The organism is Microbacterium pullorum (assembly GCF_014836535.1).
Taxonomy (GTDB): domain Bacteria; phylum Actinomycetota; class Actinomycetes; order Actinomycetales; family Microbacteriaceae; genus Microbacterium; species Microbacterium pullorum.
In genome coordinates this window covers 276,343-290,400 of record NZ_JACSQP010000001.1, presented here as the reverse complement: position 1 = coordinate 290,400, position 14,058 = coordinate 276,343, and the positions used below count along the sequence as shown (strand labels likewise).

12 protein-coding genes are annotated in these 14,058 nt (G+C 70.6%); 4 read left to right on the top strand and 8 right to left on the bottom strand.

The genetic code is table 11. The annotated features are described in order from the left end of the window. Positions 1 to 41: 41 nt before the first annotated feature. The 3 genes from H9651_RS01430 to H9651_RS01420 all read right to left on the bottom strand — a co-directional run bounded on the left by H9651_RS01430 (position 42) and on the right by H9651_RS01420 (position 2,763). A complete protein-coding gene (locus H9651_RS01430; protein WP_191717317.1) occupies positions 42 to 1,325 on the bottom strand; it encodes an alpha-hydroxy acid oxidase in 1,284 nt (427 codons plus the stop codon). Positions 1,326 to 1,341: 16 nt separating this feature from the next. After that, complete coding sequence (locus tag H9651_RS01425) at positions 1,342 to 2,040, bottom strand: FadR/GntR family transcriptional regulator (RefSeq protein WP_191717316.1); 699 nt, start codon at positions 2,038 to 2,040, stop codon at positions 1,342 to 1,344. Between the two features lie 81 nt (positions 2,041 to 2,121). Further along, positions 2,122 to 2,763 carry a thymidine kinase gene (locus H9651_RS01420; protein WP_191717315.1) on the bottom strand — a complete coding sequence of 214 codons (642 nt, stop codon included), beginning with the start codon at positions 2,761 to 2,763 and terminating at the stop codon, positions 2,122 to 2,124. Positions 2,764 to 2,860: 97 nt separating this feature from the next. Here H9651_RS01420 and H9651_RS01415 point away from each other — a divergent pair, with 97 nt between their 5' ends. Further along, positions 2,861 to 3,301, top strand: a complete 441-nt coding sequence (locus H9651_RS01415) for a YciI family protein (RefSeq protein WP_191717314.1) — start codon at positions 2,861 to 2,863, stop codon at positions 3,299 to 3,301. A gap of 34 nt (positions 3,302 to 3,335) precedes the next feature. After that, a complete protein-coding gene (locus H9651_RS01410; protein ID WP_191717313.1) occupies positions 3,336 to 4,565 on the top strand; it encodes an RNA polymerase sigma factor in 1,230 nt (409 codons plus the stop codon). A gap of 108 nt (positions 4,566 to 4,673) precedes the next feature. Here H9651_RS01410 and H9651_RS01405 read toward each other — a convergent pair whose 3' ends face one another. The 3 genes from H9651_RS01405 to H9651_RS01395 all read right to left on the bottom strand — a co-directional run bounded on the left by H9651_RS01405 (position 4,674) and on the right by H9651_RS01395 (position 8,825). Continuing rightward, entirely contained in the window at positions 4,674 to 6,146 is a 1,473-nt protein-coding gene (locus H9651_RS01405) for a malate:quinone oxidoreductase (RefSeq protein ID WP_191717312.1), read from the bottom strand. 90 nt (positions 6,147 to 6,236) lie between these two features. Next, complete coding sequence (locus H9651_RS01400; protein ID WP_191717311.1) at positions 6,237 to 7,307, bottom strand: aspartate-semialdehyde dehydrogenase; 1,071 nt, start codon at positions 7,305 to 7,307, stop codon at positions 6,237 to 6,239. Between the two features lie 231 nt (positions 7,308 to 7,538). Next, positions 7,539 to 8,825 carry an aspartate kinase gene (locus H9651_RS01395; RefSeq protein WP_191717310.1) on the bottom strand — a complete coding sequence of 429 codons (1,287 nt, stop codon included), beginning with the start codon at positions 8,823 to 8,825 and terminating at the stop codon, positions 7,539 to 7,541. A gap of 154 nt (positions 8,826 to 8,979) precedes the next feature. Here H9651_RS01395 and H9651_RS01390 point away from each other — a divergent pair, with 154 nt between their 5' ends. Then, a complete protein-coding gene (locus H9651_RS01390) occupies positions 8,980 to 10,374 on the top strand; it encodes a threonine/serine exporter family protein (protein ID WP_191717309.1) in 1,395 nt (464 codons plus the stop codon). Between the two features lie 37 nt (positions 10,375 to 10,411). Here the strand turns inward: H9651_RS01390 and recR are convergent, their stop codons facing one another. Both recR and H9651_RS01380 read right to left on the bottom strand, forming a co-directional pair. After that, a complete protein-coding gene (gene recR, locus H9651_RS01385; protein ID WP_191717308.1) occupies positions 10,412 to 11,005 on the bottom strand; it encodes a recombination mediator RecR in 594 nt (197 codons plus the stop codon). Positions 11,006 to 11,008: 3 nt separating this feature from the next. Then, the gene (locus tag H9651_RS01380; RefSeq protein WP_191717307.1) at positions 11,009 to 13,222 is read right to left on the bottom strand and encodes a DNA polymerase III subunit gamma and tau; all 2,214 of its coding nucleotides are present in this window, start codon (positions 13,220 to 13,222) and stop codon (positions 11,009 to 11,011) included. 114 nt (positions 13,223 to 13,336) lie between these two features. On the opposite strand from H9651_RS01380, the gene H9651_RS01375 reads away from it, so the two are divergent. Then, on the top strand, positions 13,337 to 14,056 hold the full coding sequence (locus H9651_RS01375; protein WP_191717306.1) for a hypothetical protein: 720 nt from the start codon (positions 13,337 to 13,339) through the stop codon (positions 14,054 to 14,056). Positions 14,057 to 14,058: the final 2 nt, after the last annotated feature.

Here is a 14,058-nt window from a genome sequence, read left to right as displayed (position 1 = left end):
GGCCCGCCCCCGGGGGGCCGCCCCTCTTCCGTTGTGCGGTGTCAGCTCTTCGCGGCGGCCGCCGGGCGAGGCCGTGCCGCGCGTGCAGCAGGCTGCGCGACGGGCGTGAGCCGCTGCAGCTGCGTGACGTGGCGCGGCTCCAGCTCCTCGATGCTCGACACTCCCAGCAGCGCCATCGTGCGCTCGATCTCGGTGCGCAGGATCTCGATCGTGCGGTCGACGCCGGCCCGCCCACCGGCCATGAGGCCGTAGAGGTAGGCGCGGCCGATGAGGGTGAACTTCGCACCGAGCGCCATCGAGGCGACGATGTCGGCACCGTTCATGATGCCGGTGTCGATCATGACGGTGGCATCCTTGCCCACCTCGCGCACGACCTCCGGCAGCAGATGGAACGGGATGGGAGCCCGGTCGAGCTGGCGACCGCCGTGGTTGGACAGCACGATTCCGTCGACGCCCAGGTCGATGAGGCGCTTGCTGTCGGCGACGTTCTGGACGCCCTTGATGATGATCTTTCCCGGCCAGATGCTGCGGATGTACTCGAGGTCCTCGTAGCTGATCGTCGGATCCATGGCCGAGTTCAGCAGCTCACCCACGGTGCCGCCGGTGGTCGACAGCGACGCGAACTCGAGCTTCGGGGTGGTGAGGAAGTCGATCCACCACCACGGCCGCGGGATCGCGTTGATGATGGTGCCGATGGTCAGCTGGGGCGGGATGGAGAAGCCGTTGCGCTTGTCACGCAGTCGCGCGCCGGCGATGGGCGTGTCGACGGTGAACATGAGCGTGTCGAACCCGGCGGCCGCGGCGCGGGCCACCAGCCCGTACGAGATGTCACGATCGCGCATGACGTACAGCTGGAACCAGTTGCGGCCGTTCGGGTTCGTGGCCTTGACGTCCTCGATCGAGGTGGTGCCGAGGGTCGAGAGCGTGAAGGGGATGCCGGCGGCGGCGGCCGCACCGGCGCCTGCCGACTCACCCTCGGTCTGCATGAGCCGGGTGAAGCCGGTCGGGGCGATGCCGAATGGCAGTGCGGAGCGACCCCCGAGCACCTCCACCGACGTGTCGACGTTCGCCGCGGGGCGCAGGATGTCGGGGTGGAACTCGATGTCCTCGAACGCCTGACGCGCACGCGTGAGCGAGAGCTCGCCCTCAGCGGCACCGTCGGTGTAATCGAAGGCCGCCTTCGGCGTGCGACGCTTGGCGATCTTCTGCAGGTCGGCGATCGTGAGCGCGCCATCGAGGCGACGCTTCGTTCCGTTCAGTTCGGGCTTTTTGAACTGCATCAGCTCGAGCAGTTCGGTGGGCTTGGGAAGCTGGCGCTTGACCATGGAATACCTCTCGGGGTCAGGGGGCGAAGTAGCCGGAGATGTGCTGGGGAATGAGCGCGCGAGCGCGCTCGGCGTCGCCGGCGTCGATCGCGTCGAGAATCTGGTGGTGTTCGTGGCGCAGTCGCGCGCTGGCCGCGGGCCAGTCGACGATGCGGGCGGCGATCTGCGAGGTGTACCCCTCGATGGACGAGCGCAGACCCGCCATGGTGGCGGCGACGACGCTGTTCTCGGATGCCGCGGCGAGCGCGTAGTGGAACTGAGCGTCCAGCGCCAGGAATTCCTCCGGCTGCAGGGGCGCGGCATCCATCGCCTCGACGGTGGCCCGGGCGGTCTCAAGATCTGCGGCGGGGTTGGCGGCGAGGGTCGCGACGATCCACTCCTCCACGAACAGGCGCGTGGCGACGACGTCGTCGATGGGGAACCCCTGAGCGGCCACCTGCAGGCGCAGGAGCGCCGACATGCCTCCGGTGGGCGAGGAGATCACGATGGCGCCGGCACCGGGGCCTGAGCCCGTGCCGGTGCGGATGAGTCCCATCACCTCGAGCACGCGCAGCGCTTCGCGCACGCTGGATCGTCCGACCCCCAGTTGAGCGACGAGGTCACGCTCGGACGGCAGCCGGTCGCCGGGGCCGAGGCGTCCTTCGATCAGGTCGGTCTCGATCTTGTCGAGCACGACCTTCCAGGCACGTGCCGGTGCTTCGTTTTTTTCCGTCATTGGCACGGGCCCTCCTCCTCGTGGTCTGACCACGATAGACGCCGATGGTCTGACCAAGCAAGCCGAGGGCCGTGTGTCGCGTTATCCGTCGAGGCGTCCGCCGGATTCGCGCAGGTAGCACTCGGCGCACATCGACTCGTAGGTGACGCGATCGGGGGTCAGCTCATCGATGGCCACCTGGTCGCCGTCGAAGACGAACCTCCCGCCCACCAGGCGCGCGTTGAAGAGCGCTTTGCGTCCACAGCGGCAGATGGTCTTGAGCTCCTCCAGCGAGTGGGCGAGCTCCATCAGCCGGGCAGAACCCGGGAAGGCGTGGGTGCGGAAGTCGGTGCGGATGCCGTAGGCGAGAACCGGTACGCCATCGAGCACCACGATCCGAAGCAGATCGTCCACCTGCTCCCGGGTGAGGAACTGGGCCTCGTCGATGAGCAGGCACGCCACATCGGTGCTCGCCTCGGGCAGCAGCTCATCGGCCGCCGCCGAGCGCACGCGGTCACGGTGCTCGGCGAACAGCGCCCGCAGATCGGCATCCGGGCCGATGAGGAAGTCGACGGGACGGGTCATGCCCAGACGGCTCGAGACCTCGCCCGCGCCCTTCGTGTCGATCGCGGGCTTGGCCAGCAGCACGCGCTGGCCGCGCTCCTCATAGTTGTACGCGGCCTGCAGCAAAGCCGTCGACTTGCCGGAGTTCATCGCCCCGTAGCGGAAGTAGAGTTTTGCCACTCGTGGATTCTACGTGGGATGTCGATTGGCGCCGTCGCCGTTCGACGCGATAGTAGAGGGGCGGCACCGCAGCCCCACCGAGACGAAGGATCCTCTCATGTCGAAGTACATGCTGATCATGCGCAACAGCGGTTCGGAGCAGAACTTTCAGGACATGGACTTCGAGGCGGTCATCAACGCGATGGGGGCCTACAACGAGTCCATGATGAAGGCGGGCATCCTCCTCGGCGGCGATGGCTTGACGGATGCCGCGCAGGGCGCCGTGGTGGAGTTCACCTCCGACGCGCCGCTGGTGACCGACGGCCCCTACGGCGAGACGCATGAGCTGTTCAACGGGTTCTGGACCATCCAGGTCGCCACGCAGGAGGAGGCCGTGGAGTGGGCGAAGCGGGCCCCGCTCGGCCCCGGCAACAAGATCGAGGTGCGTCGCATCACCGATGACTCCGACTTCGCCGACTACCAGGACAACGAGTATGTGAAGAAGGAGAAGGGCTGGCGCGCGGACCTCGGCGTCGAGGTCGGCGGCGACGCGCGCTGACACGCGCGGCGCTCCCTCACGTCTTCCCCCGATCATGTCCGACGACATCCACCGCACGGTCGACGCCGTCTGGCGCATCGAGAGCGCGCGCATCGTCGCGACGCTTGCGAAGGCGACAGGCGACGTCGGCCTGGCGGAGGACCTCGCGCAGGAGGCGCTGGTCGAGGCCATCCAGCGGTGGCCCGATGCCGGCATCCCCCGCAATCCCGGAGCCTGGCTCACCGCCGTCGCCAAACGACGGGCGATCGACACCTGGCGCCGTCGCGGAGCGCTGGACGAGCGCTACCGTGCCCTGGCGCACGAGCTGTCCGAGGCATCCGCCGATGATTGGGAGCCCATCGACGACGATGTGCTGCGGCTCGTGTTCATCGCATGCCATCCGGTGCTCTCGCGGGAGTCGCAGGTCGCGTTGACGCTGCGGGTCGTCGGCGGCCTCTCCACGCAGGAGATCGCCCGCATGCTGCTCGTGCCGGTGCCGACCGTGCAGGCGCGCATCACGCGGGCCAAGAAGACGCTCGCCGCCGCGCGGGTACCCTTCGACACCCCCGAGCCCAGCCAGTGGCGGGAGCGTCTGGGTGGGGTACTCGGTGTCGTCTACCTGATCTACACCGAGGGCTACGCCGCGACCAGCGGTGAACGCTGGATCCGCGAGGAGCTCGCCGGCGAGGCGCTGCGCCTGGCCCGCGTGCTGGCCGGTCTCATGCCCCGGGAGCCGGAGACACACGGGCTCGTGGCACTGCTGGAACTGCAGTCGTCGCGGTTCGCGGCTCGCGTCGCGCGCGACGGCTCGCCCGTGCTGCTGACCGACCAGGACCGCTCCCGGTGGGATCGCGCGCAGATCGCTCGGGGGCAGGCCGCCCTCGAGCGCGCCGACGCACGCGGCCGGGCCCGCGGCCCCTACGCGCTGCAGGCCGCCATCGCGCTCTGCCACGCGGTGGCAGCCAGCGTCGAGACGACCGACTGGGAGCGCATCGTCGTGCTGTACGAAGCCCTCGGACGCATCGCGCCGAGCCCGGTGATCGACCTCAACCGTGCGGTCGCGGTCTCGATGGCCACGGGCCCCGCGACCGCGCTGCGCATCGTGGACCGGCTGCAGTCCGACGGCGCGCTACGCGGGTCGCACCTGCTGCCGAGCGTGCGCGGTGAACTGCTGAGCCGCCTCGGCCGCCTCGAAGAGGCCCGGTCGGAGCTGCTGACAGCGGCGAGCCTGGCGGCCAACGAACGCGAAGCCGCCGTGCTGCGCGGCAAGGCCGCCGCCCTCTGACCCCCACCACCCCCGGTTCGGGGCGCGTACCGGGCAACAGACCCCCACCACCCCCGGTTCGGGGCGCGTACCGGGCAACGAAGCGCCCACCGGCGCGACGTGAGGCCGTTACGCGTTGATCCCCAGGGTGGCGGCGGTGGCATCCATCGATGCACGCGCGACGTCGGGGCGCGGGTTGAGGGTCTCGCCGTAGCTGGGGATGAGTTCCCGCAGGCGCGGCTCCCACTCGCCCATGCGCTCCGGGAAGCAGGTCTTCAGCAGCCCGAGCATGATGGATGCCGCCGTGGACGCCCCCGGCGAGGCGCCGAGGAGCCCGGCGATCGAGCCGTCCTCGGAAGCGATCACCTCGGTGCCGAACTGCAGCACGCCGCCCTTCTCGGCATCCTTCTTCATGACCTGCGCACGCTGGCCGGCCTGGATGAGCTCCCAGTCCTCGTCCTTCGCGGTCGGCACGAACTCGCGCAGGCTGTCGACCTTCTTCGCGTGGTTCTTCACCAGCTCGCTGACGAGATACGTGATGAGCGACGGGTTGTCGATGGCCACCTTGAGCATGGGCAGCAGGTTGTGTGACCGCACCTGGGTGACGATGTCGAGCATCGACCCGTTCTTGAGGAACTTGGGGCTGAACGTCGCGAACGGCCCGAACAGCAGCGACGCCTCGCCGTCGACGACGCGGGTGTCCAGGTGCGGCACCGACATCGGCGGGGCGCCGACGGATGCCTGCGAGTACACCTTCGCCTTGTGCTGGGCGACGACGGCGGGGTTGGTGGTCTTGAGGAACTGACCACCGATCGGGAAGACACCGTAGCCGGAGATCTCGGGGATGCCGGAGCGCTGCAGGAGCTTGAGCGCCCATCCGCCGGCGCCGACGAAGACGAAGCGCGCATTGATGCTGCCCGGGGTGCGTCCGATGGTGTTGCGGTACGACACCTTCCAGGTGCCGTCCTTCTGCTTCTTCAGACGACGCACCTCGCAGTCGGTGACGACGTCGACGCCCTGTTCCTTGAGGTTGCCGAACAGCTGACGCGTCAGCGCACCGAAGTCGATGTCGGTGCCCGCAGGCACCCGGGTGGCCGCGAACGGCTCGCCCGCGCGCCGGTGCTGCATGAGCAGCGGCGCCCACTGGTTGATGACGCGCGAGTCCTCGCTGTACTCGATGCCCTCGAACAGCGGCTGCTGCTTGAGCACCTCGTAGCGCTTCTTGAGATAGGCGACGTCCTTCTCGCCACGGACGAAGGTCATGTGCGGGGTCGCGTTGATGAACGTCGACGGCTCGTCGAGCACGCCGCGTTCGACCAGCGATGACCACAGCTGCCGACTCTGCTGGAACTGCTCGTTGATCGCCACCGCCTTGGCGGGGTCGACCGAGCCGTCCTTGCCCTCGGGCATGTAGTTCAGTTCGCAGAGGGCGGCGTGGCCGGTTCCGGCGTTGTTCCAGGCGTTGGAGCTCTCCAGAGCGACATCGCCCAGTCGCTCGCAGACGACGATCTTCCAGTCGGGCTGCAATTCCTTCAGAAGGGTGCCCAGGGTGGCGCTCATGACCCCACCGCCGATGAGCACGGCATCGTACGTCTCAATCACGATGGTCAAGTCTAGTTGGCCTCGCGTGCGCTGCTGACCGCGCAACGTCCTGCCGCCGTCGCGCGGACGGCGGGCACGGAAGGGCGCGCGTCAGGCGGTGGCGCCGAGGCGCGCGGCGACGATCTCGGCGATCTGCACGGCGTTCAGCGCCGCACCCTTGCGCAGGTTGTCGTTGCTGACGAACAGCACGAGCCCCTTGCCCTCGGGCGCGGACTGGTCGGCGCGGATGCGACCGACGAACGCCGGGTCGCTGCCGGCTGCCTGCAGCGGCGTCGGCACTTCCTCCAGCACGACGCCGGGGGCGGATGCCAGGATCTCACGGGCCCGCTCGGGGGTGATGTCGCGGGCGAACTCGGCGTGGATCGACAGCGAGTGACCGGTGAACACCGGCACGCGCACGCAGGTGCCCGCGACGCGCAGGTCGGGCAGCTCCAGGATCTTGCGGCTCTCGTTGCGCAGCTTCTTCTCTTCGTCGGTCTCGTTCTCACCGTCGGCGACGATGGAGCCGGCGAGCGGGATCACGTCGAACGCGATCGGCGCGATGTACTTCTCCGGCTGCGGGAAGTCCACGGCCGAGCCGTCGTGCACGAGGCGCAGCGTGTCGCCCTGGGCGAGCACGCCCTCGACCTGGCCGAGCAGTTCCTCGGCACCGGCGATGCCCGAGCCCGACACCGCCTGGTAGGTGCTCACGATGAGGCGTTCGAGGCCCGCCTCGGCGTGCAGCGGCTTGAGCACGGGCATGGCGGCCATGGTGGTGCAGTTGGGGTTGGCGATGATGCCCTTGACCGCCTCGTCGATGGCGTGCGGGTTCACTTCGCTCACCACGAGGGGCACCTCGGGGTCCATGCGCCAGGCGCTGGAGTTGTCGATGACGACGGCGCCGGCTTCGGCGAAGCGGGGCGCGTGGGCGCGGCTGCCGGTGGCTCCCGCGGAGAACAGGGCGATGTCGATGCCCGCGGGGTTCGCCGTCGCGACGTCCTCGACGATGACGGTGTGGCCGCCGAAGTCCACCGCGGTGCCGGCGGAGCGGGCGGTGGCCAGCAGCCGGATCTCGCGGATGGGGAAGGCCCGCTCCCCCAGGATGTCGCGCATGACGGTGCCGACCTGGCCGGTGGCGCCCACGATGGCGACGGAGAGTCCGGAATCGGAGATACGGGTCATGGCGGATCCTTGCGGTGCGGAGGGGCTCTGTGCGGCGCCCGAGCGGGCGGATGCCGCGATTCTACCGGCCGCCGCCGGGCGGGCGGGGCCGTGTGACGCGGCATCCACCCGTCACCGGAACAGGGGAACTCCCCGCGACAGGAGGGAACCGTCGACGAACGTCCTGTCCCCGGGATTCCTCCTGTACCGGGAACACCGGCGGGGCGACGGATGCCGCGAGGTCAGTGCCCGTCAGCGGCCGGTGCCGGCGTGCACGAGGGCTTCGGCGTCGCCGTCGAGACCGTAGGCGGTGTGCACGACGCGAGCCGCGGCGGCCAGGTCGTCACCGCGCACGACCACCGAGATGCGGATCTCCGAGGTGGAGATCATCTCGATGTTGATGCCCGCGGTGCTCAACGCCTCGAAGAGGGTCGCCGAGACGCCGGAGTGCGTGCGCATGCCTGCTCCCACGACCGAGAGCTTGCCGATCTGATCGTCGTGCACGAGGTTCTCGAACCCGACGTCGGCCTGGCGGGCCGACAACGCCCGCAGCGCCGTCGCCGCGTCGCTCTTGGGCAGCGTGAACGAGATGTCGGTGCGACCGGTGGTGGCCGCCGAGACGTTCTGCACGATCATGTCGACGTTGGCGCCGGACTGCGCCACGACGGTGAAGATCTCCGCCGCTTTGCCGGGCACGTCGGGAACGCCCGTGACGGTGACCTTCGCCTGGCCCAGGTCGGTCGCGACTCCCGCGACGATCGGCTCTTCCATCTCTGCTCCCTCCTCGCCATCCGGCACGCTCATGCCGGGTGCGAGCACATAGGTGCCGATGCCCGACGTGAACGTCGAGCGGGCGTGGATCATGACACCGTGACGGCGGGCGTACTCCACCGCACGGATGTAGAGCACCTTCGCTCCGTTGGCGGCCATCTCGAGCATCTCTTCGCTGCCGACGACGCTGAGCTTCTGGGCCTTGGGTACGACGCGGGGGTCGGCGGTGAAGATGCCGTCGACGTCGCTGTAGATCTCGCACACGTCGGCGTCGAGCGCCGCAGCGAGGGCGACGGCGGTGGTGTCGGAGCCGCCGCGGCCGAGGGTGGTGATGTCGCGGGTGTCGCGGTTGAACCCCTGGAAGCCGGCGACGATGACGATGGCGCCCTCGTCGAGCGCTTCGCGCAGGCGCACCGGGGTGACATCGACGATGCGGGCGGCGCCGTGGGTGGCGTCGGTGATCATGCCGGCCTGGCTGCCGGTGAAGGACCGCGCCTCGAAGCCCATCGAGTGGATCGCCATCGCCAGCAGCGCCATCGAGATGCGCTCGCCGCTGGACAGCAGCATGTCGAGCTCGCGCGGCGCGGGGATCGGGGCCACCTCGTGCGCGAGGTCGAGCAGTTCGTCGGTGGTGTCGCCCATCGCGCTGACGGCGACGACCACTTCGTGTCCGGCGCGGCGCGTGTCGACGATGCGCTTGGCGACGCGTTTGATGCTCTCCGCGTCGGCGACCGACGAGCCGCCGTACTTCTGCACGATCAACGCCATAGGGGAACTCCAAGGGATCGTGGGCGGATGTCGCCCGACGCTCCATTCTAGGGATCGCGGCATTCCCCCTCAGCCATGTGACGCGTACACGCAGCGCCCGCGCGGCCGCGTACGATCGAACGAGCGGTACGACGGATGTGGAGACGGGCGGAGAATGCAGCGAAGGCAGCGCCTGGCCCGATCCTTCGGCACCCTGATTCGCGGGAGTGAGGCCTCCCCCGCCCTCACCGAGGTGCTGCCGATCATCGACGACGCCCTCGCGGCGCGCATGCTCGACCTCGCCGTCCGCATCGGCGAGACCATGCTCGTCTCCGGCGCCGGTGCCAGCGAAGTGGCGCTGACGATCGTACGGGTGTCGGGCGCCTACGGTTTGAAGCCCGTGCACGTGGACATCACGTACAACGCCATCACCGCCGCACACCATCGCGGCGACGACGCCCGCCCGATCACCCTGCTGCGGGTCGTTCGCGGACCCGTCCCCGACCACGACCGGCTGCAGAAGCTGCAGAGCCTCGTCGCCGACATCCTCGGAGGGCTTTCGCTGGATGCCGCCACCGGGCGGTTCCGCGCCATCCGGCGCGCACCCTTCCGCTACCGCCCGGCCATCGTCATCGCCGCACAGGCGCTGCTGGCGGTGGGGGTCGCGGTCATGTTCGGGGGCAACTGGCTCGTCATCACGCTGGCGTTCATCGCCGCCGCCCTCGCCGCCCTCACCCAGTTCGGCCTGGCCAAGGCGCGCGTGCCCTACTTCTTCAGCCAGATCGCCGGTGCCTTCGTGCTGACGACTGCCGCCGCCCTCAGCCCACTCCTCGCCGCCACCGGCTGGGAGCCCGCGGCATCGATCCGCCCGTCCGTGATCGTCGCCTCCGGGATCGTGCTCATGCTCGCAGGGCTCACCGTCGTCGGGGCGGCGCAGGATGCCATCGACGGCTTCGCGCTGACTGCGACCGGGCGCATCCTCGAACTCATGACGCAGACCCTCGGCGTCGTGCTCGGCATCCTCGCCGGGCTCGAGACCGCACGGGTGGTCGGTCTCGGCATGGAGCCGCCGAGCGAGGCCGTGCCGTTCGGTCCGGTGCCGCTCCAGTTGTTCGGCGCGGCACTCATCGCCGTGGCCGTCGCGGTCTTCAACGGCGCCGGGGCGCGCATCATCGTCATCAGCGTGGTGCTGAGCACCATTGCGTGGCTCGGCTTCCTCGCGACCTCGGCCATCGGCTTCGATGCTGCCGCGGCCGCCGGCGCCGGCGCATTCGGTGGCAGCCTGCTCGGCATCGTGATCGCCTATCGACTGCATGTGCCGTCGGTGGCGATCACCACGGCGGCGATCCTGCCGCTCGTGCCGGGCGCGGCGGTGTTCCGCGGGCTGCTGTCGATCGTCGAGTCCGGCACCGACCCCGCCATGCTGCTGACCGGGTTCGGCACCCTCGCCGCGGCCGCGACGGTCGGCATCAGCCTCGCCGTCGGTGCATCGCTGGGCATCTACCTCGGGCAGCCGCTGCGCGCATCGCTGACCGGCGTCACGCGCGCCCGGGCGCGCGTACGCCGCTGAGACACGCCGCGGCGCAAGGCTCCGCCGAAGAGGTGGGTCAGACGGAGCGGCGACCCTCGAACGCGCGCCCCAGGGTCACCTCGTCGGCATACTCCAGGTCGCCGCCCACGGGCAGGCCCGACGCGAGACGCGTGACACTGATCTCCAGGGTGCGCAGCAACCGGCTGAGGTAGGTCGCGGTCGCCTCGCCCTCGAGGTTGGGGTTCGTGGCGAGGATCACCTCCTGCACGGTGCCGTCGGCGAGTCGCTGCATCAGCTGGGTGATGCGCAGGTCGTCGGGACCCACGCCGGCGATGGGGCTGATCGCCCCGCCGAGCACGTGGTAGAGCCCACGGAACTCCCGCGTGCGCTCGATGGCGGCCACATCCTTCGCGTCCTCCACGACGCAGATGAACGTGGCATCCCGCCGCGGGTCACGGCAGATGCCGCAGCGGTCCTGCTCCGACACGTTGCCGCAGATCTCGCAGAAGCGCACCCGCTCGCGGATGTCGCTGAGCAGCGATGCGAGGCGGGCGACGTCGAAGTTGGGGGTCTGCAGGATGTGGAACGTGATGCGCTGCGCCGATTTCGGGCCGATGCCGGGCAGGCGGCCGAATTCGTCGATGAGGTCCTGGACGATGCCGTCGTACATGGCTCAGTTGAACCTCGTGGGCGACGTGTAGGGCTCTTCGCGCACGAAGCTGGCGCCGAGCAGCTGCCGCACCACCGGCTCGCCGTAGCGTTCCATTCCCCCGCGCGTCGCGATGGGGCGGCTGGTGACCACGACCGGCGGCACGGGCACATCGACGGGCGCGTCGGGAACCTCGATGTCACCGTCATCGTCGGCAGGCTCCGGTGCGACGACGGCGTCGGCCGGCAGCACACCGCCGTCGCTCGACGGGGCGAGGGTGGCGACGCGGGTCGGCGCCGCTGCGGCGTCTTCGGGCTCGTCGTCGACGGCGAACTGTGCGGATGCCGGGGCGGTGGGGTCATCGGCGGGAATCGGTGCGACCGCCCACTGCGTCACCGGGGCCGTCGCGGCCGACGCCTGCGTCGGCGCCGCGGGTGCCGCCGGCGGGCGGCTCGGCGCTGTGCCACCCCCACCGCGGGGACCGCTCGGCGGCGCGGACGGACCGGCGGGGCCGGCGGGGGCCGGACCGGGCGGCACGGCACCGGCGGGCGGCGGCGTCGGATCGGTGTCGTGGCGGGCGATGTACTTCACGCGGATGCCGAGCACCTGCTGGATCACCCCGCGCAGGTCTTCGCTGGGGCCCTGACCGGCCTGCAGCTTCTTGAAGGCTGCGACGTCGGCCTGGCTCTGGAACGCGAGGGTGAGCACGTCGTCATCGAATGCTGCCACGCGGGCGACGGTGGCGAGCAGCCACGATGTGCGGCTGACGTTCTCGAGGCGCTTGAGGATCTCGGGCCACGCGTCGCGCACGTGCGCGAACGTGATGGGACCGGCCGGCACGACGGGCTCGACAGGTGCCGACGTGTCGTACTCGGGCTCCGGCGCGATCTCCTCGTCTGCGGGCGGCGCGACGGGCTCGTCGACCGGCGGGCGGGCGACGGCGGGCGCCGGTGCAGGGGCGGCAGCGGGCGCGGATGCCACGGGGGCCGCGACCGGTGCCGGCGCAGATGCCGGGGGTGTGGCGGGCGCCGCGGGAGCCGGCGTGGCGGCACGAGCCGGTGCAGCAGCCGGTGCCGCAGCAGGCGCGGCGGCCGGTACGACCCCGGGCACGACCGCACCGGGGGCGGTCTGGGCGAGCACGCGGGCGACCAGCAGCTCGAGCTGCAGCCGCGGCGAGGTCGCCCCGGTCATGTCGTCGAGGGCCGTGACGACGAGGTCGGCGGTGCGCGAGAGACGGTCGGTGCCGAACACGCCGGCCTGCCGCCCCATGCGTTCGAGCTCGTCCTCGGGCACGCCGCGCAGCACGGCGGCGGCGCCGTCTCCGGTGGCGGCGACGACGATGAGGTCGCGGATGCGCTCGAGCAGATCGTCGACGAACCGACGGGGGTCCTGTCCGGTCTGGATGACCCGGTCGACGGCGGTGAACGCACCCGCGGCATCGCCCGAGCCGAACGCCTCCACCACTTCGTCGAGCAGCTCGGCGTGCGTGTAGCCCAGCAGCGCCACGGCGCGCTCGTACCGCACACGCACCGTGCCGCCCTCGGCGACATCGGACCCGGCGATGAGCTGGTCCAGCAGCGACAGCGTGTCGCGCGGCGATCCGCCGCCGGCACGGACGACGAGCGGCAGCACGCCGGTCTCGACCTCCACGCCCTCCTGCGTGCACAGTTCCTGCACGTAGTCGAGCATCGCGGCGGGGGGCACCAGCCGGAACGGGTAATGGTGCGTGCGCGAGCGGATGGTGCCGAGCACCTTCTCGGGCTCGGTGGTGGCGAAGATGAACTTCACATGGTCGGGCGGCTCTTCGACGAGCTTGAGCAGCGCGTTGAAGCCCTGCTGGGTCACCATGTGCGCCTCGTCGAGGATGAAGATCTTGAAACGGTCGCGGGCCGGCGCGAAGATCGCCCGCTCCCGCAGGTCGCGCGCGTCGTCGACGCCGTTGTGGGATGCCGCGTCGATCTCCACCACGTCGAGCGAGCCGCCGCCGTTGCGACCCAGCTCCACACAACTGGGGCAGGTGCCGCACGGGGTGTCGGTGGGGCCTTCGGCGCAGTTGAGACAGCGCGCCAGGATGCGCGCCGACGTGGTCTTGCCGCACCCGCGCGGGCCGGAGAACAGGTAGGCGTGCCCGACCCGGTCGCTGCGCAGCGCGGTCATGAGCGGGTCGGTGACCTGGGTCTGTCCGATCATCTCGCCGAACGCCTCGGGACGGTAGCGGCGGTAGAGGGCGGTGGTCACCCGACTAGCCTACGGCGTGCCCGCGACATCGCGTCCGGCGGGCTCACGGCGACGACCGCGCGCGCACCGGCGCCGGTGCTGTCGCCGGTGCGACCGGTGCGCGAGACTGCATTCATGGCACACCGTCCCCCGCCCACGCGCCGGCGTCGGCCGCACCACGTCATCGTGGCGACGCTGCTGGCGGCATCCGTCGGCGTCTCGGCACTGATGAGCGGGTGCACGCCGCGCGTCTATCCCTCGGGTGGGACGCCCAGCCCCACCGCGTCGGGCTCGCCGTCGGCCGAGCCGCCGGTGCTTCCGGGGCGGCCCGACGCGACGATCCCCGAGCGGCCCGAATCCGACGACGACCGGGGCGACGGCGGCGGCACCGCGCCGCTTTCCTGCCCCGATGCCCTCGCCGACTGGGTGCTGGAACTCTCCGGGCTCATCGCCGATGACCGCGTGGCCGAGCCCGTGGCGAGCGACCCGGCCGTGGACTTCTCCGCGCTCGCGGCGCCGTCGTGCGCATTCACCGGCAGCGACCTGTCGTTCACCGACATCGAAGAGGTCGAGGCCGCCTCAGACGTGCGGGTGTGGGTGTTCGCGGACGCCGCGACCGCCGCCGCGCACGCCGAAGCCGTCATCTCGGCGCTCGAATCCGCCGGCTACGACACGACGGCGCGGCGAGACGGCGCGGATGCCGCCGCGCACCTGCTGCGCGCATCGGGCACCGAGCTCGCCGATCAGACCGTCGTGCTCACGTGGGGCGACCCGGCGACGGCGGAACGCATCGGCATCGACCCCGGCCAGGTGGCCGTCGGGGTCGACATCGTCACGTTCACCGCCGTGCCGTAGGT